Here is a 19,156-nt window from a genome sequence, read left to right as displayed (position 1 = left end):
CCTATCCTATCCGAACGGATCGTGGGTGCCAATTGCCCAAAGCAACTGGCCGATAGCCCGACAACGCCACCGGCCACTGACTATCGACGCGCCTACTCGGTGCTGACTTCCTGAAGCACCTGCTGGTTAACCGGCACCACCATGCGGAAGTGGTGGGCGGGATCCTGCAGCAGGCGCTCGAGCCGCTCCGCCTTGTCCGAGCGCTCGGCGGCGTACAACTCGGCGATGTAGGCCCCCAGCAGCTCCTTCACGTCGGCCACCCCGCGCTCGTCGAGCTTCTGCACCACCACCTTAGCCCCTTTGGCCAGGCGGCGGTTCAGAGCGGTGTCGTCGAGACCCATCTCGGGCCAGTGGCGCAGGTAGACCCGCCCGCCGGTCATGCCCGAGCAGATCCAGGGGCCGGGGTCGCCCAGCACTACCGCGCGGCCACGGGTCATGTACTCGAAGGCGAAGCCCTTGGCCTGGGCACGGGTGGCGATGTTGCCCAGCTCGTCTTGCAAGGGGCGCTCGGGCTCACCGCCCAGCACCACGTCGGCGCCCGAGAGGCGGATGCAGAAGCGACTGTCGGCCATGCCCTCCACGATCAGCAGGCCGCTGATGGCCCCGTAGGCGAAGGACTTGCCCACCGAGCCATCGACATACTGGCCGTAGGGGTTGCGGCCTTTGAGGATGGTCACCTTGCCGCCGAAGGCGTTCTTGGCCACCCCGTCCTGAGCGCCACCTTCAACGTGGATCTCGAGGCCCTCGCAGTTGAAAGCCGCCAGGCCATTGCCAGCCACGCTCCCCGAGTCGAAGCGCAACTCCACCTCGGCGTCGAAGCCCTTGCCATAGAGGCGACGGCGGGCGATCTCTCCCGCCAGGTGCACGCCCAGGGCGCGGTCGGTGGAGCCCACCGGGCCTTCCTGGAAGATCAGGTCGCGGCTGCCCTCCTCGTAGGCGGCGGAGACCACCTCGGTGATGGAGCGGGTGAGCTGGTTGAGCGGCTTGCGCAGCACGTGGGCCGAGCGCTCGTTGATCCAGTCGGGCGCGCTCACCGGCTCGAAGAAGTAGCCCAGGTCGATGGCCTGCTCGAACCCCTCCTGGCGCAGCAGATCGCTGCGCCCAACCAGTTCGCGCAAGGATTTGAAGCCCAGTGCGGCCACCATGCGGCGCAGTTCCTCGGCCTTGAGGCTGAAGAAGCGCACCAGCTGCTCCACCGCCCGGTCCAGCTCCTGGGGCACGAAGCGCTTGAGGCCATGGGCCTGGGCCTGCTCGAGGGTCTCGATCTGGGTGGTGATGCCCACGTGGCAGGTGTCGAGCTGGCAACCCCGGCAGATGGTGCAGCCGATGGCCACCATGGCCATGGTGGCCATGCCTACCCGGTCGGCGCCCAGGAGCACCATGCGCAGGGTGTCGTAGGCGGTCTTGAGGCCCCCGTCGGCCCACAGCTCGACCCGGTCGCGCAGCCCAGCCCGCACCAGGGCGCGGTGGGCGCGGCGCACGCCGATCTCCACGGGCAACCCGGCATACTTCAGCGCGTGCCACCTCGCCGCGCCGGTGCCTCCTTCGAAGCCCGAAAGCGCGATGATGTCGGCTCCGGCCTTGGCGATACCCACGGCGATGGTGCCGATGCCGGGAATCACGGGCACCTTGACCGAGACCTTGGCCTTGGGGTTGACGGTCTTGAGCTCCTCGACGAGCTGGGCGAGGTCTTCGATGGAGTAGAGGTCGTGGTTGTTGGAGGGCGAGATCAGGTCCACGCCGGGCACCGCGTTGCGAGCCGCCGCCACCTTGACCGAGACCTTCTTGCCCGGCAGGTGGCCACCCTCGCCGGGCTTGGCCCCCTGGCCGATCTTGATCTCGATGACCGAGGCCGAGTTGAGCATGTAGCTGTGCACGCCGAAGCGCCCCGAGGCCACCTGCTGGCCGCGCCAGTGGGTGTACTTGCCCAGCATGTCGGGGATCTCGCCGCCCTCGCCGTTGATGCACAGCATGTTGAGCTTCTTCACCGCCTCGACGTAGGAGCGGAAGGCGGTCTCGCCCTGCGAGCCGAAGCTCATGGCGGTGATCACGAAGGGCATGGAGTGCCCCCCGACTCCAATGTCCACCTCCTCGGGCAGCACGCTGCTCTTGTCGGGGAACTTCACCTCCAGCAGCTGGCGGGCCGCCACGGGAGATTCCTTCTCCAGCCCCCGCACGCGCTCCTGGAAGGTGTCGTAAGGGGCTTCCCCGCTCGAGACATCCATGGCTGCCTTGAAGATGCGCGGGTTGAAGCGGAAGTCCTTAGCGGGCAGCACCTTCTCCTGTGAGAGGAAGGATAAGCGCTCCAAGGCGGTGCGCTCGAGCTCGTTGAAGCCGTAGCCGGCCTTTTGCGAGGCCAGGAAGGTGCGGATGCCCAGCCGCTCGGCCAGCTCGGGCTTGAGGCCCACCGCGCTGAAGATGCGCCCGTAGCCACGCAGCTCATGGATGCCCATGGTGCTGATGACTTTCTCCAGACCCTTCTTGAGCCCCTCGAGGATATTCTGCAGGGCCACCAAACCACCCGAGGCGTGGGCTTTGTGCTGCATCAGCCAGGGGGACACCGCGTCGGCACCCAGGCCCAGGCACACCGCCACGTCGTGCAGGTTTCGGATGCCGCCGGAGTGCACCACGATCGAGGTGCGGCGGCGCAGGCTCACGCCCTCGCCATCGCGGGCTTGCTCGAGCGCCTGTCCGATGGCGGCGAGGGCCAGGTACACGTCGAGCCAGACGCCGTTTTCGAAGGAGTTGCGGTCGGAGAGCACCAACAGCTCGGCCCCTTCCCGCACGGCCTCGACCGCCTGCTCCTCCAGCCGCTTGAGCCCAGCCAGCAGCCCCTCCTCGACGGTGAACTGTGACAGCAGCACAGTGTGTTTGAAGCGACGCAGGGCGTCCTCGAGGCTCAGGGTGCCTTGGCCCTGCACGATGGCCTGCACCTCCGGGCGGGTCTCTTCCAGCAGCACCGGAACCAGTAACTCTTCGGTCCAACCACCACCCACGCCGTTGGGCAGGGCTCGCCGTCCCAAGATGGTGCGCACCGAGAAGTGCTCGATCTCGCGCTCACGGTCGATGGCCGGGTTGGTCACCACCGCCACGGTCTCCTTGAGGAACTCGGAGAGGTTGGGCTTTTCGGGGTTGAGGGCGGCCAGCGGGCCGTCATAGCCCAGGCTGCCGATGGGCTCGTTGCCGTTTTCCGCCAGAGCATCGAGGTAGCCCGCGTCCCAGCGGTCCCAACCGAAGGCCCGCTCGAGGTTCAGGGAAGGCGGCGCGGGCTTCTCCTCGACCTCCGCTCCGGCTCCACCCGATAGGGGGGGCAGGCTGTCGTAGCGGGGGCCCTTCAGGTGCACGTTGTACTCGCCCAGGGTGCCGCTCTTGGCCAGGAAGCGCTCGAGCACCTGGCGCTGGTGGCGCTCATAAGGCAGCAGGCGCACGCCTTCGGGGGTCACGCGCAGGTAGATCTTCTCGCCGGGGGCCAGGGGACGGGGGTCGCCCACGAACTCCTCGGCGGTGAAGACCCCCCGCTCGGAGGAGAAGATGTACTCGGCCTCAGTCTCGATGAACCACAACGGACGCAGGCCCATGGCATCGGTACAGAACACCGCCTCCTCGCGGTGGCGCGTCACCAGGGCGGCAGGCCCCTGGGCCAGCGGGCCGAAGCGCTGCCGCAGGGCCATGTAGAGATCTTGCAGGGCGGGTGAATAATTTTTGATCTCGCCCACGATGGGGGGGAAGACGAGGTCGAGGGCTTCGGGCAGCGAGAGGGCGTAGCGGTAGAGCAGGCCCTCGAGCACCCGGTTGAGGTCTTGCGAGTCCGAACCGCCTGTGAGGGGAATGCCCAAAAAGCGGCCCTCGCGGCGCAGGCGCTCGATGGTGTTGATCTCGCCGTTGTGGCCCAGCAAGCCGAAGGGCTGCACCTGCTCGAAGGTGGAGAGGGTGTTGGTGGAGTAGCGGTTGTGGCCTAAGGTGATGGCCGACTTGTACTCTGCCCTCGAGAGTTCAGGGTAGTAGCGCTTGAGGATCTCGGCGGAACCGCGCACCTTGTAGACCACCGAGGAGGTCGAAAGCGAAACCACGTGCACCGGGAAACGCTCCTCGAGCACCAGGCCCAGCTCCCACAGCGGCCCGTCGCCGTCGGTGGAGAGCCCCGCGACTTGGTAAAACAGCGGCTCGGTGCGCCTGCCCACCGGCCCCAGCACGCTGGAATTGACCTCTCCCCTGCGCTCTAGCAGGAGCTTGATCCCCCGGCGGCTGCCCTCGACGCGGATCAGGTCCATGAGTTCTTGCACCCGCTCGGCGCTGCTCTTGGGGATGAAGAGATGGCCCACGAAGAAGCGGGGGTTGTTAGCCAGGTTGCCGTCGAAGCCGGCCTCCTCGAGGTAGCCCGCCCATAGCTCGCGCGGCAGGTCGGTCTGGATCCCCGTACCATCCCCCTCACCCCGGATCAGACCCGCACGGTGGGCCATGCTGTACAGGCTCTCGATCACCCGCTGCACGTTGGCGTGGGTGGGCCTGCCTGCCTTCTCGGCGATGGCGATGATGCCGCAGGCGTCGTGTCCGATAGGTACGTCGGGATATGCCTTCCTGAACTCCATTAGGGGGGCCTCCTGTGCTGCAAGTTGGGATGCGGGGGGACCTTCGCATACTCATGCAAAGGTTTCAGCGAGTATACGGTCCAAGGTATACCAAGTCAAGTCGGTTGAGGCCGAGAATGCTGATCAGCGCATGTCAAACATCGCAACAAGCACCATTCTTGGAGCCATTAGAGCCAAGCGAATCTTCACTTACCGAGAAAATGCTGTATTTATCGCACATTCGCGCCTTGACTTTTAAACATGTCCCCAACTACAATGCAATTCGACGGCGAGTGCCCAGGAGGGTATGTGGAAACGTTGCGCGTGTCTGGCAAATCTCGTCCTAATTCCGTAGCAGGTGCAATTGCCGCATTGTTGCGCTCGCAGGGTGAGGTGGAAGTACAGGCCATCGGGCCCGCCGCGGTCAACCAGGCAGTCAAGGCCATTGCCATCGCACGGGGGTACATCGCTCCCGACAACCTCGATCTGCTGGTCAAGCCAGCCTTCGTCAAGCTGGATCTCGAGTCCGAAGAGCGCACCGCCTTGCGCTTTACCATCAAGAGCCAACCTTTGGATTCGTAAGGTTCTGGCCATAGCAGAATACACGTGACCCAGCTTGCAGAAGCTGGGTTGTATTTTTTGTACCTTACGGCCTGGGGGAACGACATGGTGAGTGCAACTTACCTGCTGATGATCGCCGTCTTCATCGCTACGCTTTTCATCCAGTTCTGGTTACAGCGAACCTATGCCCGCTACAGCCGCGAGGCCAACTCGCGTGGGTTGACCGGGGCCCAGGTGGCCAGGGCCATCCTCGACGCCCACGGCCTACACCACGTGCGGGTCGAGCCCGTGCCGGGAGCCCTGACCGACCACTACGACCCCATGCAAAAAGTCGTGCGCCTGTCTGAACCCAACTTCGCCTCACCCTCCTCGGCGGCGCTGGCCGTAGCCGCCCACGAAGTGGGACACGCTCTTCAGGATGCCAAGGGCTATGCCTGGTTGCGGGTGCGGGCCCAGCTCCTGCCCGCGGCCAACATCGGCAGCATGTTCGGCCCCTGGATCTTCCTGGCTGGGATGCTCTTCAGCGCTACGGGGCTGATGAACATCGGCATCTGGCTCTTCGCCGCTGCTGCTTTGTTCCAGTTCGTGACGCTTCCGGTCGAGTTCGACGCCTCCAACCGTGCGCTGGCCATCCTCAAGCGCATGAACTTCCTGGATAACCGCGAGATGGACGGAGCCCGCACGGTGCTGACCGCCGCAGCCCTGACCTACGTGGCGGCGCTGGCCAACTCGCTGGCCACTATCCTGCACTACGTCGCCATCATGCAGACCGCCCGCGAGGAGTAAAGCCCACGCCACCGAGGGGCTCCCCGGTGTCGGGGAGCCCCTCCCGTTAGACCAGGGCTGGAGGTCACATCAGCGCACAGGAACGGCGCGAGCCTCCAGACGCACCTCGAGCCCATCCTCCACGGTGAGGAAGAGGACGGTAGGCGGCTTGAGGTTCCACTCGGTGAAGCGGGTCCTGAAGCCCCCAGCGAAGCGGTAGGCATCGCCCTCGGGCCTGAGCGTGCCCTCGATACGCATAAATTTCCGCACCCCGTGGATCTCGAGCATCCCCTCGAGCACGACCTGCTCCCCGTTGCGGCGCAAGGCGCTCACGTCAAGGCAGCTCTGCGGGTACTTGGCGACCTCGAGCACCTCCCGCGCGTCGTTGTCGCGCAAGCCGATGCCGGAGTCGAATTTGGCCATGTCCACGCAGACCCGCCCGGAGGCCTCGGGCTCAGCCCAGCGCACCTGGCCTCGGGCGGTGGGGTTGGTCCCCTGCCAGCTCCCCAGCAGCATCCGCCCCACGTAGGTCACGCTGCCCTCGACCGCATAAAGTTGCGGCGCCTGGGCCAGGGCACCCCAGAGCCAGGCCAAAATTACTGTGAAGAGGCGCATGCTGGACCCCCTTCCCGCCTGTTCGAAGTACGCACCCCTGTCCCAGGTGGATTCACGGCAGGGTCTCGAGGTAGCGGGCGAGGGGCCCCACGGCCGGCCCCTGGCGCCCCAGCAGGATGTCGAGGTGGGTGAGACCGGGCAGGACTTCCGCGTGTACCTCGGCGCTGGGGAAGAGCGCTCGGGCGGCAGCGAAGCGGGCCGCGTCGGTGACAGCGCCGCGCCCGGCCCCCAACCCCAGCACCCGGAAGCCCAACCGGCGGGGCTTCAGTTCGGGCACTGCAAGGTCCCAAGCAGCGAGGTCGAGGGAGAGCCGTACGGGGAAGAACCACTCGGAGAAGCCGGTCTCGGGCCAGGCGTACAGGCCGAGGAATTCACGCGGGTCGGTGGCCTCGCCGGTGTCCTGCCACTCCACCCGCCTCCCCCTCGCCCCAATCACCGAGTAGCCCACCTGCCCCTGCAGCAGCCGCAGTAGGCTAAAGCCCTCGCGCCCCCAGGCCCGCCCCACCGAGGCCGAGAAGAGGGCAACGGGGTTGTAACGGTCGTCGATCTGGGACAAGGCGGCGGCCTCGAGGCTCGCCGGGAAGCGCGCCGCGCCGGGCGGAGCGTCGGCTTCGGGGTCGCGGGCGGCCAGGAAGGCCAAAGCCTCGGCGCAGGCCAGGAAGGCTGGGTTCAGCCTCAGGCCCAGGAAGCTGAACTCGAGGTAGGGCGTGGCCCGGCCTGCCAGCAGTTCGTCGAGCCCGGGCGAGCGGCCGAAGCCGCCAAGGCCGCCCTCGAGGTACTGCTCACGCGTGAGCCGGTTGGGGCTGGGAGCCCCGTCGATCCAGGCCAGGCCGGCCAGCTTCTCGCCCCTCCACTGGGCGTAGGCCGCGCTCAGGCTCGCCCCCAGCGAGTGCCCCGCCAGCACCACCGGGCCGCGCTGGCGGGCGGCGTCCACCAAGGCGTCGAGGTCTTGGAGGTGCACCCGTAGGCCCCAGTCCTTGAGGAAGGGGGCGTCGGGGAGGGTGTAGCGCTGGTAGTAGGCCCAGGGGTCGGCGCCGAGGAAGCCCTGGCGGTCCTCGAGGCCGTTGGCGCGGCGGTCCCAGGCCCACACCTCCCAGCCCGGGGCGGCGAGCACCAGGCGGCGGGCCAGCGCGTCGAAGCTGGTGGCCCCGCCCAGCAGGCCCGGCACCAGCAGCACCGTGCCCCGGAAGGCCCCCTGGGCCGGGTAGACCAGGGCGTAGCTGCGGTCGAGCGCAGGACCGGCGCTCGTGGGGGCTCCGGCGAAGCTGCGGTAGTCGGGTTGCCCCGTCCAGCGCGCGGGCTGGGCCAGGGCCATGGCACCGAGCAGCAGGATCCAAATCAGCGGCCGCATGAGCCTATCCTCGAGCATCCCCCGCCCCTGCGGGTGCAAGCCCCACCACAAAAAACCGGAGAGCGATTCGCTCTCCGGCCGGTGCCGTCGCCGGGCTACTTAGGCAGGAGCACGGTGTCAATGACGTGGATCACGCCGTTGCTGGCTTGGATGTCCACGGCCGTGACCTTGGAGTTGCCGTTGAGGGTCACCGTGCCCCCGCTGACCGCGATGGTCACGCTCTGGCCCTGCACCGTCTTGGCTTCCTTCAGCTTGACCACCTCGGACGACGTCACCCTGCCCGCCACGACGTGATAGGTCAGGACCTTGGTGAGGGCGGCCTTGTCCTTGAGCAGGGCGTCGAGGTCGGCCTTGGGGATCTTGGCGAAGGCCTCGTTGGTGGGCGCGAAGACTGTGAAGGGGCCCGGCCCCGAGAGTGTCTCGGTCAGGCCCGCCGCCTGCACCGCCGCCAGCAGGGTGCTGAAGTTGGGGTTCGAGGCCACGACCTGGGCGATGGTCTGGTTAGCGGTGGTGTTCTGGGCACTGGTGAGGGTCATCCCCATAGCGGCCAGGGCCAAGCTTCCTGCGACGAGCAACAGTTTGATCTTCATGGTTTCGCCTCCTGCTTTACAGGTCGGCAAAAGGCCACCGCGCTCGAGGGCTCACGCCCGGCCTTTGCCTTTCCCGCTATGAGCGTAGCTGTTCAACTAACGTACAATTTCTGTCCATACTACGTTTAGGTTTAGTTCGCCCGGCCAACCCGCCCAGCCGCCTCGAGGTAGCGCCGGCGGGCGGCCTCGAGGTCGAGCACCGAGCGCCCATAGGGTTCGGGCCTCCCCCCACATTCGGGCACCCAGCGCCGCAGCCAGGCGCCGCCGGGGTCGTGGGTGTGGGCCTGGGTGAGGGGGTTGAACACCCGGAAGTAGGGGGCCGCGTCCACCCCCAGCCCCCCGGCCCACTGCCAGCCCTGTAGGTTGGAGGCGTTGTCGCCGTCGAGGAGCAGGTCGCGGAAGGCCCGCTCGCACTTTTGCCAGGGCAGCAGGGCCAGCTTCACCGCGAACTGCGCCACCACCATGCGCGCGCGGTTGGAGAGGAAGCCAGTCGCCCGCAGCTCGCGCATCCCGGCGTCCACGGCGGGGACGCCGGTGCGGCCCTCGAGCCAGGCCCCGAACACTTCCGCGTCGTCGACCCAGGGCAGAGCGTCCCAGCGCGGGTCGAAGGCCGAGCGGGCCATGTGGGGGAAGTTGTGGAGCAGGTCGCCGCTGAAGTCGCGCCAGGCCAGCTCACCGACCCACTTGCGAGCCCCCTCGCCCCCCGCCTGCATAGCCCGCTGCGCCGCCAGCCGGGGCGAGAGCACCCCCAGGGTGAAGTAGCAGGAAAGCCGCGAAACCCCGCTCCCGTCGAGCTTGTCGCGGGCCTGGTGATAAAGGAGCAGCCCATTGCGGAGGAAGGCCTCGAGCGCCCCCAGCGCGGCCTCCTCACCCGCGGGCGGCAAGGGCACGTCGGAGGGCTCGTTAGGAACTGAGCCCAGGTCGTAGCCCGGTGGGAGCGCCGCCGGGGGGAAGCGTCCGGGCGCTTCCAGCAATTGCGCCTCGGGCGCGGCCCACCACCGCCGGGAGTAGGGCGTGAACACCGTGTAGGGGCCGCCGCCCGGCTTGACGATCTCCCCCGGCTCTTGGACGTATTGGCCCTGGAACCACGCCACCCGGCCCGGAAGGGCCTCCTCCACCTTCCGATCGCGGAAGCGGGCGTAGGGCGTCGAGTTGCGCACCGCGAAGACCCGGCGGGCCTCGAGTTCGGCCACTACCCGGGGCAACACCTCCCAGGGCACCCCAGACCGCACCAGCAAGTTCCCGCCGCGCCGGGCGTAGGCCTCGCGCAGGGCGGCAACGTTGCGGCAAAACCAGGCCCGCCGCCGGGCGGAGGTGCCGCTCAGGATGTTGGGGTCGAGAACGACGAGGCCCACTGCAGGACCGCTTTGCAGGGCAGCTGCCAGGGCGGGATTGTCGTGGGTGCGCAAGTCGGCACGGTGCCAGACGAGATACATGCTCCCCTTTTACCCGCGGAGCCGCACGCCGCCTTTAGCGTGACCTACAAAGTCGGGGGCTACCCTCCGGCTTTATAAAGAGGCGGTCATCGGGCTCATCAGCGTGGGCGAGCCCGCGGGGCACCAGCCCAGCCACCCGGACTCCCCCATCGCCACAGCCAGGACCGATTGGCCGGGGAAGACGGGTTTCCCTCACCCGTCACAGGTTGACGAAAGGGGTACACGGCAAGAGCGTGCGCAAGGGGCGAGCCCAGGAGTAGCCCCACCCAGTCGTCCTAGCACGAGGTGTCGTAGGCGTGGGTGCGCGTCGGAGCTACCACTCCCAGAAGACCTCGAGTTGCACCTCCAGTTCGCGCCCCACCGGGTGGTCCACGGTTCGTCCTCGTCCATCCAGCAGCCAGATCCGCATCAGGGGCTCGCCGGCCTCGAGCCGCCGCACAGGGAACTCCACCCCCAGCCTGCGGCCTCGCCTCTCAAATACCCCGCCGGGATCGAGACCTGCCAGCAGCGTGACCCCGGCGTTGGAGCGATAACTCCTGTGGAAGAAGGTTCTGACCCCGCCTACTTGCCGAGCTTTTGCTTGAGGTAAGCCAGCACGGTGTCGGGGTCCTTGAAGGGGTTGACGCTGCGCCATACCTTCTCGATCCTGCCCTGGGGGTTGATCAGGAAAGTATCGCGGGCGTAAAAGCCGAAGAAGCTGCTGACTTTGTAGGCCCTGGCCAAGGTGCCCTCGCGGTCGGGGATCATGGCCCCTTTGAGGGCCAGTTTCTCGATGAACTCGCACTGTTCGGCGGCAGGGTCGTGGCTCACGCCGAAGATCTCCACGTTGTACCTGGCGAATTCCTCGTACAGCTCAGCGTAGCGCTTGCCCTGAGCCGAGCAGCCCGGCGAGGAGGCTTTGGGGTAGAACCACAGCACGATGTACTTGCCGGACTTGGCGACCTCGGCCAGGTCTACGGGCTTGCCGTAGGAGTCGGTGACTTTGGGCAAAGGAGCAAGATCGCCCGGCGCGATGGCCCTGACCCCGAAAATCGAGAGGATCAAAACCCACAGCAGGCTTCTCATGCCCAAAGTGTTCCAGATCTTACGCCCTCGAGCTGTAAGCCAAGGCGGAAAGGGAGTCGCCGGGGACCTGCCTGCCCCTCCAACAGGCATTCGGCGTTTTGCCTCCAGCGCCTAATCCCTCGGCTCTTCTGGGTTGAACCACAAGTCCAGGCCGCGCACGGCGGCGTAGACCTCGAGCGGTTGCAGAGGGGTGCCGTTTTCCTGGATGCGGTGGATGCGGTTGGCTCCCCGTCGCACGGCGTAGATGATGCCCTGGTGCATGCGCATCTCGACCAGGCTCGAGGCGTCCTCGCCCTCGAGCACCGGCAGGGGGTAGGAGGCCACGATCTGCCCGTCCAAGCTGACCTTACGGACCTTCTGACCATCGGCGTCGTAGACCAGGAGGTGCTCGTCGGTAGTGATGCCCAGCCCGCCCAGCAGGCGCAACTCGGCAGACTCCTTGCTGCGGCGGAAGGCGTAGCGCGAGAGGTACTCGCCCTCGAGGCTCAAGCGCTGCACCTGGCGGTTGCCGTAGTCGAGCACGTAGAGGTAGTGCCTTCCGGCGATGAGCATGCGTGGGGTGTCGAAGCTGCCCTTGCCGCGCCCGGCCTCCCCGAAGCGCCTGACGGGAGTTCCGGATAGGTCGAACTTGGTGATGGTGCTGGTCTCGGCGTCGAGGACGTAAACGGCTTCCTGGCTGGCCGCCACCGAGATCGGGTAGAGCACCTCGCCGAACTTCATACCATACGGAGCGATGGAGAGCTTGAGTTCGCCCTCGGGGCTGAAGCAATGCACCAAGCGCACTGCCCCACCGCCGAACTCGTAGAGGCTGATCCAGAAATCACCGTTGCCATCGACGGCCACCGCCAGGGGGGGTGAGGGAAACATGCCCCTGCCGCTGCCCACCCCGCTCCACATGCGCGCCAGCACCCCGTCGGAGGACATCAGCCGCAGGGTGCCGCGCTTGGCCTCGACCGCCAGGCCCAGGTAGAAGGAGGCCACCAGGCCGGGGTTCTGCTCCCACTTGCCCGAGAGCACCTCGAGCACCTGGTCGAGGCCCGGACGCTTGGCCGGGTCTTTCTCCAGCATCCGCTGGATGATGTCGGAGAGGGCCTGGGGCACTTCGGGGTTGACCTGCTTGGGAGGGGTGGGCATCTGGAAGATCTGCTGGTGGATCACCGCCTCGTAGCCCCCCTGGAACGGGGGCTGGTTGCACACCGCCTCGTAGAAGACCACCCCCAGGCTGTAGATGTCGCTCTTGTGATCGATGCGCTGGCCCTTGGCCTGCTCAGGGCTCATGTAGACCGGCGTGCCGATGCGGGCCCCGGTGATGGTCAGGCGGGTGAGCACCTTGCCCGCGGCGATGCCGAAGTCCATCAGGCGCACCCCGCGCGGGTCCACGTCGCCATTGGGCTGGATGGCCCCGCGCAGCACCATGATGTTGCCGGGCTTGATGTCGCGGTGGATGATGCCCTGGGCGTGGATGTGCTGCAGGGCTTCGGCCACGCGGGCGATGATTTGCACGGTCGAGCGGATGGAGAGTTTGCGGTTTTCGATCAGGCGGTCCAGGCCCTCGCCGTCGAGGTACTCCATGGCGATGAAGTGGGTGTCGCCCACGTTGCCATGGTCAAAGACCTTGACGATGTTGGGGTGGGAGAGGTGAGCCAACACCTCGGCCTCGCGGTGGAAGCGCCGCACGAAGCGGGTATCGCCCACGTACTTCTCCTGCGGAATCTTCAGCGCCACCATGCGCCCGTCAGCGCGGGAACGAGCTTTGTAGACGGTAGCCATGCCGCCGATTCCCACCTTGTCGAGAATTTCGTAGGTGCTCTCGAGCCCGGTCCCCCCCTGAACCACGGGAGCAGACCGGCTCTTTTCGGGCCTGACGCGCTTGGCTTTGGGAGGACGATTGACCTTCGGCGAACGGTCGAGGTTGAGACGGGGCAGCACAGCCGTGGTGAAGCCCAACAACGCCATGCTAGCCAGCACCCACGGCTGGACGCCAAGAGCGGCCAGAGCAATCAGGAGCAAAGCCAACAGTGAAGTCTGCAGCCAACTAGCCTGCAAGCGCAGGGCCAGGGCTGAAGTCAGACCCACCAACAGAATTCCCAGCAGCACACTCATCTATACCTCGCCGCAATCACGGTGATGTTGTCATTTCCGCCCCGCACCAGCGCCTTGGTCACCCAGTTCTCGAGCGTGGCCTTCAGGTCCTTGCCCAGTTCCCACTCCTCGGGGGGCACCAGGCCGTACAGCCCATCGGTGGCGAGCACGTAGACCTCGCCGGGTGAGAGCGTGAAGGGGGTGATGTCCAGCCGGATGTCCTCCAGGCCCAAAGCCTGCGTCAGCATGTGCTTCCAGGGATGGGCCTCGGCTTCGGCCTCGCTGAGCACGCCTTGGCGCACCTGCTGGGCTACCCAGGAGTGATCCTGGGTGAGCTGTACCCACTTCCCCCGGCTATGGCGGTAAGCCCTGGAGTCGCCGATGTGCCCGATGGCCCCCCGGCTGTTCCACTCGCTGATGAGGATGGCGGTCAGGGTCGTGCCCATACCCTTTCGGTCAGGGTTGTTGATGCTCTGGTCACGGATGCGGCGCTGGGCGAGCTGGAAAGCTTTTTCCATCACCCGCTCCAGCGGCACCACCGGGCGACCGAGATCGATGAGGCCGGCGTACGAGCGAACCGCCTCAGTAATCCCCTCGATGGCCAGCTTGCTGGCCCACTCCCCTGCCTCGGTGCCGCCCATGCCATCGGCCACAGCCAGCAAAGCCAGGTTGCCCATGCGCGAAGACACCACCAATGTGCGGTGGAAGTCCTCGTTGAGGCTTCGCTTCCTGCCGATGTTTGACTCGCTGGCAATTTCCAGCCTGGAACCCCGCATCTCGGGCTTTATAATACGCTACAGATGGAAGCGGGCCTGGTCGAATTACTCGATCTCTTCGAATATAAGGTGGCCGACTTACTCGAGGGCCGCCCCCCTAAGGGGGGTCGCTCGAGCGTGGTCCGGTTGCGCCAGCAACTCCTGCAGAGCAACCTCCCCCCCACCCTCGCCCGCCGCTTCCGCCAGATTGACGCGGAGTACCGCAGCCTGCGGGGCCAGCCCGAAGAGCACTCACCGGCCACCGAAGCCGACTTCGAGGGCATCGTGGTCGAGGATGAGCCTAGCCTCGACACCCCCGAGCGGGCGGTGCTCGAGCAACTGGCCGAGGCGGTGTACTGGCAGCGCACCGCCCGCGAGGTCACCCGCCAGATGCGCCACTTCAACACCGGCAAGCGCGAGGCCCTGCGGCTGGCCTATGCCGTGTTGCAAAACCTCGAGAGCTACGCGGCCACCCCCTACTTCACCCAGGACTACAACCTCTCCCGCTTCGAGGTCGCCCACCCGATCCCCGCCTACTCCGACCCCCTGGTGCGGCTCGAAGACACCGAGGTAGGGCGCAATCTGATCCTCGAGCTCGTGCGCGAAGCCCACACCCTCTCCGAGCGGCTGCGGCTCCCTTCAGAGGAAACCCTGCCCTACCTGCGCCGCTTCCTGCGCCGGGTCATCGATAAGGGGCTGGCCCTGCGCTACGGCGGGGGTAAGAGCGTCTCGCAGGAGGTGCTGCGGCGTACCCTCGAGGAGGCCCGGCGGCACAACCTCACCAGCACGCAAATTCGCCAACTCGAGCAGCGCTTGCGCGAGCAGCACATGGAAGATCGCCGCCTGGCGATGGTCATGGAGCAGGACCGGCAAGCCTTCGGCGCGGCTGCCGAGAAGCTGCTCGAACTGTTGCAGAAGCTCCTGCCCTATCCCAAGGGCGAGGCCCAGCCACCCACCCTGCCCGCACAGATCTGGCTGGGCCGGGACCCGAAGCTCAGCCTGCAGGAGATCCCCGACGACCCCCCCGGCCTCACTCTGCGACTGGTGCCCGGCTCCTTCAAAGCCTGGAACACCGAGTTCACCGTGACCCAGGCCGGCAACGAGTTCAGCCTGGTGGTAGGCGGAAGTGAATATCCCCTGAGCGAGGCGGAACCGCTGGCTGTGCCCTGGGGCAGCTTCGAGCTGTGGGCCATCCGGCGGGGTCAGTACGCCCACCTGCGGCTGGAGACCAGGGGCGAAGCCCTGCTGTCGTCGCTGCTGGCCGAAGGGCGGGTGCTGGCCTATCTGCTGCGCCCGGATAAGGCCTTCGCCTACCTGCGCCTCCTGCGGGCCTTCTCCAGTCGGCTCAAGGGTCCGATCACCTACCACGACTTCACCCCCGACAAGGCCACCCGCTACCAGGAAGCCTCCCCGGAAGCCCTGCAGGACTTCGCCCGCAAGGGGCTGGAGGTCGTGCGCTCGCGCATGGAGCGCTCCAGCGACTGGCCCGCGTTGATGCGCGAGGTGGGGATGGCGCTGGGGCTCGAGGAAGAGGCCGAGCTGATGAGCCAGGAACTCACGGCCTGGCTCAGCCACCGCTCGGACAGCCAGACCCAGACCCACAGCCTGGGCAGCACCACCTTGAACGACGGACCCAGCAGCCTCAAGGTGGGCTCGGTGGTGCTCTCGCTGCGGCAGGAGGGCGAAGCTGTATACGTCTCGGCTCCGGGGATAATGGCCCGCCGCCTGAGCGACCTGCTGGTGTGGCATCTGCCCGAAGGCAGCGCGGTGCTGGCGCGGGAAGGCCCTTGCGTGGCCCACACCTTCGTTCCCTTCGATAGCCGTGTTTGAGCTTATTCCGAGTGAGCGGGTATACTGACCCGCAAATGCAAGGGGTGCTGCAACTCCCTCACTTCCGCCGCCTGTTTCTGGCCGCGCTGGTTTCTCAGGCAGGGAGCCGTATGCATCGGGTGGCGCTGCTGGCGTTCATCTACCTGCTGACCAGCAACACCCTGTGGGTGTCGCTCGCACTCATCGTCAAGCTGCTGGCCTCGGCAGTGGTGGGGCCCTTGCTGGCCCCCTGGGCCGACACCCAAAACCGCAAGCAGCTCATGGTGCTCAGCGACGTGGGCCGGGCCTTCCTGACGTTGTTGATCCCTTTTCTGGGGGTGAACTCCCTGCCAGTGCTGCTGCTGCTGGTCTTCGGCATCGAGGTGCTCAGCAAGATCTTCGACCCCGCCGCCCAGGCAGCCATCCCTGAGCTGGTACCCGAGTCCAAGCTCGACAGCGCCAACAGCTTGATGATCTTTGCCGCGCGCATCTCCGAGGTGGTGTTCGTGGGGGTGGCCGGGGTGCTGGTGGCGGCAGTTGGTGCTCAGCTGGTGTTTTTGCTCGACTCGCTCACCTACTTGATCTCGGCAATGATCCTGCGGCGCCTGCCCGATCTGTCCGGCGGCGGCGGGGGCCAGAGCTACTGGAGACGAGCGAAGGAAGGCCTCGAGCACCTGCTGAAGAACCTGGCCATCCGCCGTACGGTCACCACCTTGTTCACCGCAGCCTGCTTCGGCTCGGTGGAGGGTGTGCTGGGCATCGTGATGGCCGTGAAGGTGCTCAAAGTCGGCACGCCGGGTTTCGGGGCGATGGAGTCGGCGCTGGCGGTGGGCGCGGTGCTGGGCACCCTGATCGTGCCCCGAATCGCCATGCGCCTCCGCCGGGAGCAGATGTTCTTCGGTGGGCTCATCATCTTCGGGCTGTTTGAAGCTTCCCTGGGAGTGTGGCCGGTGTTCGCCTGGGTCCTGGCCGCCCTCTTCCTGAGCGGGGTCTTCAACCAGGTCTTCCTGGTCCCCGCCAGGAGCATCCTGCAAAGCCACACCCCTGGCCCCCTGCGCGGGCGCATCTTTGCCGCCTTCTTCGCGATCATGGACACCGCAGTGATCTGCGGGGCGCTGCTGGCAGGGCTGCTCGAGCCCGTGCTGGGGGCCCCCACCGTGTTCCTGCTGGCGGGCCTGATGGTGAGTGGGGTGTCGGCCCTGATGCTCCTGACCGGAGGCATCCCCGTCCCCAAACCCCAGCCCAGCCCCCAGTCTCACCTATAATGCGTTGCGGAGGCACGATGAACCTTCAGAAACTCATGAAAGAGGCCCAGAAGGCCCAGAAAAAAGCGGCAGAGGTGCAGGAGAGGCTAGGTCAGATGACCGTGAAGGGCTCCGCCGGGGGCGGGCTGGTCGAGGTCACGGCCACGGGTCACGGACAGATCGTGGGGCTCAAGCTGCAAGCGGGCGCGGTGGACCCGAGCGACCTCGAGTCCCTCGAGGATCTGCTGCTCGTAGCCATCCAGGACGCGCAGAAGAAAGCCCAGGATCTGCAGGAGAAGGAGATGGGCCGCGAGCTGGGCGGCATCGGCCAGATGCTGGGGGGGATGTTCTAAGTCGAGGGTCAAGCGCTAAGCCCATCCACCCTCAGCCCTTAGCCTTCGACTTTTTATGCGCTACCCTGAACGCCTGCTCAAGCTCATTCGTGCCCTCTCCGGACTGCCTGGCGTGGGGCCCAAGAGCGCCCAGAAGCTGGGGCTTCACCTCGTACAACAGCAAGAGGTGGCTAAGGAGTTGCTCCAGGCCCTCGAGGCCGCCCAGGGCCTACACACCTGCCCCATCTGCGGCAACCTGGCCGAGGAGGAGCTGTGCCCCATCTGCGCCGATCCCGAGCGCCAGCGGCACATCATCTGCGTGGTGGAGGGCATCAACGACCTCATGGCCCTCGAGCGCTCCGGCGAGTACAGTGGGCTCTACCACGTCCTGGGCGGCGCGCTCAACCCGCTGGAGGGCATCGGCCCCGAACAGCTCAACCTGGCCAGCTTTTTCAAGCGCCTCAACCCACAAAACCGCGAAGCGTTAGGCGCTGAGATCCAGGAGGTGATCCTGGCTACCTCCATGACCGTGGAGGGTGAGGCCACAGCCGGCTACCTGGCCGAGCAACTCGCCCAACGCGGCATCGCCGCGACCCGCCTGGCCTACGGGCTGCCGGTGGGGGGCAGCCTCGAGTACGCCGACGAGGTCACCCTGGCGCGGGCGTTGGAGAATCGCCGCAAGCTGGCCGAATGAGCCCGGCAGGAGGAGGCGAAGAGCATGTGCAGTTGCGCCGGAACACCGCTTGGGGCTGTGTTACCCTGAACAAGTATGGTCATCTGGACTCTGCCCCCTGAGGGGTGCGTTGGAGCGTCGCTTTGGCGAGGGGTAACGCCGGAAGCCTGGGGCGCACCTTCACGTGAGTACCGGCGTTGGCCGGGGTGCGCGGGCGCACCTTCACTGCCATGGGAGGCCAAGCTATGAAAATGCTGAATAGCCTGGTGCCATTGGGGATTCGCCGTGCTGTCCTGACCGGAACCGACGGCCTGGTCATCGAGAGCGTGGGACGGGGCGGGCCCTCCCCGGAAGTTCTGGCAGTCGAACTTGCCAACCTCACCCGGGCCATGGGCAACACCGCCCGGCAACTCGGCGGGGAGCTGCGCCGCTTCACCCTCGCCACCGATGACCAGGAGATACTGGCAGTGGTCTTCGAGGGCTATTGCCTGGGGGTCCTGCTCGAGCGCGGCACCGACCGCAAAAGCGTGGGCAATGAACTCACGAGGCTGGCCCTGCGACTGGCCGAGGAGATCTAAAGAGCAGGCTCGAGGAGGAGATGTGCTACAGGACGTATTGAGCGAACTCCAAGCAGTGCGGGGGGTTCTGGGCTCCGCGCTGGTCGCCGAGGATGGCTTCGTGATCGAGAGCACCCACAGCGAGGGTGGCGCCGACTTGGACTTTCTGGGGGGCTCGGCCTCGACGGCCCTGGCCTCGGCCCGTGCCCTTTCACAGGAACTGGGCCGCGGTGAGGTCGAGGAGGTCATGGTAGAGTACCCCGAGGGTCCGTTGCTGCTGGTTCCGCTGACTCAAGGGTATCTGCTGGTAGTGCTGCTGGACTCCATGCAGAGCCTTGGGCGAGCGCGGTTCCAGCTCAAAAAGAGCATCCCCCGCCTGAAGGAGGCTTTGTCGTGAACGAGTTGCGTCTGGACATTGATAAGGAAACCGCCATTGGCCGCTACGCCAATCTGGCCCTGCTAGCCCACACCAAGAACGAGTTCTTCCTCGACTTCGCCACCCTGCAACCCCAGGGCGGTGCGATGGTAGTTTCCCGCATCATCACCAGTCCGCAGCACGCCAAGGCGCTGCTGCGCAGCCTGGCCGAGAACATCGCCAAGTACGAGGAAACCCACGGCCCCATCCCGGAGCCGGTGGCCGAAAACCAGGCCTGAGGCAGGTTTCCTGCCGTAGCCGCCGATAGCCAAAGCACGCCAGACGCGGAACACCTCGCGTCTGGCGTTTTGCGTACATCACCACGTACGTGGCTCGCC

At 66.4% G+C, this 19,156-nt stretch carries 18 protein-coding genes; 9 read left to right on the top strand and 9 right to left on the bottom strand.

Features of this window, described 5'->3' with window-relative positions:
- Positions 1–92: 92 nt before the first annotated feature.
- Positions 93–4,589, bottom strand: coding sequence for a glutamate synthase-related protein (locus Mrose_RS01105; protein ID WP_119275593.1), 4,497 nt, complete (start codon positions 4,587–4,589; stop codon positions 93–95).
- Between the two features lie 288 nt (positions 4,590–4,877).
- Here Mrose_RS01105 and Mrose_RS01100 point away from each other — a divergent pair, with 288 nt between their 5' ends.
- The gene (locus tag Mrose_RS01100) at positions 4,878–5,150 is read left to right on the top strand and encodes a stage V sporulation protein S (RefSeq protein WP_026234850.1); all 273 of its coding nucleotides are present in this window, start codon (positions 4,878–4,880) and stop codon (positions 5,148–5,150) included.
- An 84-nt stretch (positions 5,151–5,234) separates the two neighbouring features.
- A complete protein-coding gene (locus Mrose_RS01095; RefSeq protein ID WP_182482623.1) occupies positions 5,235–5,915 on the top strand; it encodes a zinc metallopeptidase in 681 nt (226 codons plus the stop codon).
- A gap of 69 nt (positions 5,916–5,984) precedes the next feature.
- Here Mrose_RS01095 and Mrose_RS01090 read toward each other — a convergent pair whose 3' ends face one another.
- The 8 genes from Mrose_RS01090 to Mrose_RS01060 form a co-directional block, all read right to left on the bottom strand.
- Entirely contained in the window at positions 5,985–6,509 is a 525-nt protein-coding gene (locus tag Mrose_RS01090; protein WP_119275592.1) for a YceI family protein, read from the bottom strand.
- 52 nt (positions 6,510–6,561) lie between these two features.
- Positions 6,562–7,860 (bottom strand): alpha/beta hydrolase, encoded by a 1,299-nt coding sequence (locus tag Mrose_RS01085; protein ID WP_119275591.1) that lies wholly within the window; start codon positions 7,858–7,860, stop codon positions 6,562–6,564.
- A 95-nt stretch (positions 7,861–7,955) separates the two neighbouring features.
- Positions 7,956–8,450, bottom strand: coding sequence for a fasciclin domain-containing protein (locus Mrose_RS01080; RefSeq protein WP_119275590.1), 495 nt, complete (start codon positions 8,448–8,450; stop codon positions 7,956–7,958).
- 131 nt (positions 8,451–8,581) lie between these two features.
- Entirely contained in the window at positions 8,582–9,886 is a 1,305-nt protein-coding gene (locus Mrose_RS01075) for a cryptochrome/photolyase family protein (protein WP_119275589.1), read from the bottom strand.
- A 313-nt stretch (positions 9,887–10,199) separates the two neighbouring features.
- Positions 10,200–10,325, bottom strand: coding sequence for a hypothetical protein (locus Mrose_RS19585; RefSeq protein ID WP_275052646.1), 126 nt, complete (start codon positions 10,323–10,325; stop codon positions 10,200–10,202).
- Positions 10,326–10,447: 122 nt separating this feature from the next.
- Positions 10,448–10,951: a peroxiredoxin gene (locus tag Mrose_RS01070; protein WP_119275588.1), complete on the bottom strand. Its 504-nt coding sequence runs from the start codon at positions 10,949–10,951 to the stop codon at positions 10,448–10,450.
- 111 nt (positions 10,952–11,062) lie between these two features.
- Positions 11,063–13,054 (bottom strand): protein kinase domain-containing protein, encoded by a 1,992-nt coding sequence (locus Mrose_RS01065; RefSeq protein WP_119275587.1) that lies wholly within the window; start codon positions 13,052–13,054, stop codon positions 11,063–11,065.
- Positions 13,051–13,809, bottom strand: coding sequence for a PP2C family protein-serine/threonine phosphatase (locus Mrose_RS01060; RefSeq protein ID WP_119275586.1), 759 nt, complete (start codon positions 13,807–13,809; stop codon positions 13,051–13,053). Before Mrose_RS01060 ends, Mrose_RS01065 begins: the two co-directional genes overlap by 4 nt.
- 24 nt (positions 13,810–13,833) lie before the next feature.
- On the opposite strand from Mrose_RS01060, the gene Mrose_RS01055 reads away from it, so the two are divergent.
- The 7 genes from Mrose_RS01055 to Mrose_RS01025 all read left to right on the top strand — a co-directional run bounded on the left by Mrose_RS01055 (position 13,834) and on the right by Mrose_RS01025 (position 19,057).
- Positions 13,834–15,618 carry a hypothetical protein gene (locus Mrose_RS01055; RefSeq protein ID WP_119275585.1) on the top strand — a complete coding sequence of 595 codons (1,785 nt, stop codon included), beginning with the start codon at positions 13,834–13,836 and terminating at the stop codon, positions 15,616–15,618.
- A gap of 35 nt (positions 15,619–15,653) precedes the next feature.
- On the top strand, positions 15,654–16,862 hold the full coding sequence (locus Mrose_RS01050; protein ID WP_119275584.1) for an MFS transporter: 1,209 nt from the start codon (positions 15,654–15,656) through the stop codon (positions 16,860–16,862).
- 17 nt (positions 16,863–16,879) lie between these two features.
- Positions 16,880–17,194 (top strand): YbaB/EbfC family nucleoid-associated protein, encoded by a 315-nt coding sequence (locus tag Mrose_RS01045; RefSeq protein WP_119275583.1) that lies wholly within the window; start codon positions 16,880–16,882, stop codon positions 17,192–17,194.
- A gap of 55 nt (positions 17,195–17,249) precedes the next feature.
- Complete coding sequence (gene recR / locus Mrose_RS01040; protein ID WP_119275582.1) at positions 17,250–17,867, top strand: recombination mediator RecR; 618 nt, start codon at positions 17,250–17,252, stop codon at positions 17,865–17,867.
- Between the two features lie 224 nt (positions 17,868–18,091).
- Complete coding sequence (locus Mrose_RS01035) at positions 18,092–18,424, top strand: roadblock/LC7 domain-containing protein (RefSeq protein WP_119275656.1); 333 nt, start codon at positions 18,092–18,094, stop codon at positions 18,422–18,424.
- Between the two features lie 22 nt (positions 18,425–18,446).
- Entirely contained in the window at positions 18,447–18,800 is a 354-nt protein-coding gene (locus tag Mrose_RS01030; RefSeq protein ID WP_119275581.1) for a roadblock/LC7 domain-containing protein, read from the top strand.
- Positions 18,797–19,057, top strand: a complete 261-nt coding sequence (locus tag Mrose_RS01025) for a DUF3467 domain-containing protein (protein WP_119275580.1) — start codon at positions 18,797–18,799, stop codon at positions 19,055–19,057. The genes Mrose_RS01030 and Mrose_RS01025 overlap by 4 nt, the downstream gene beginning before the upstream one ends.
- Positions 19,058–19,156 lie beyond the last annotated feature (99 nt).

Origin of the sequence: Calidithermus roseus, assembly GCF_003574095.1 — a bacterium.
Classification (GTDB): domain Bacteria; phylum Deinococcota; class Deinococci; order Deinococcales; family Thermaceae; genus Calidithermus; species Calidithermus roseus.
Note: the sequence above shows the minus strand (reverse complement) of the source record. Positions and strands in the feature narration are given on the sequence as shown.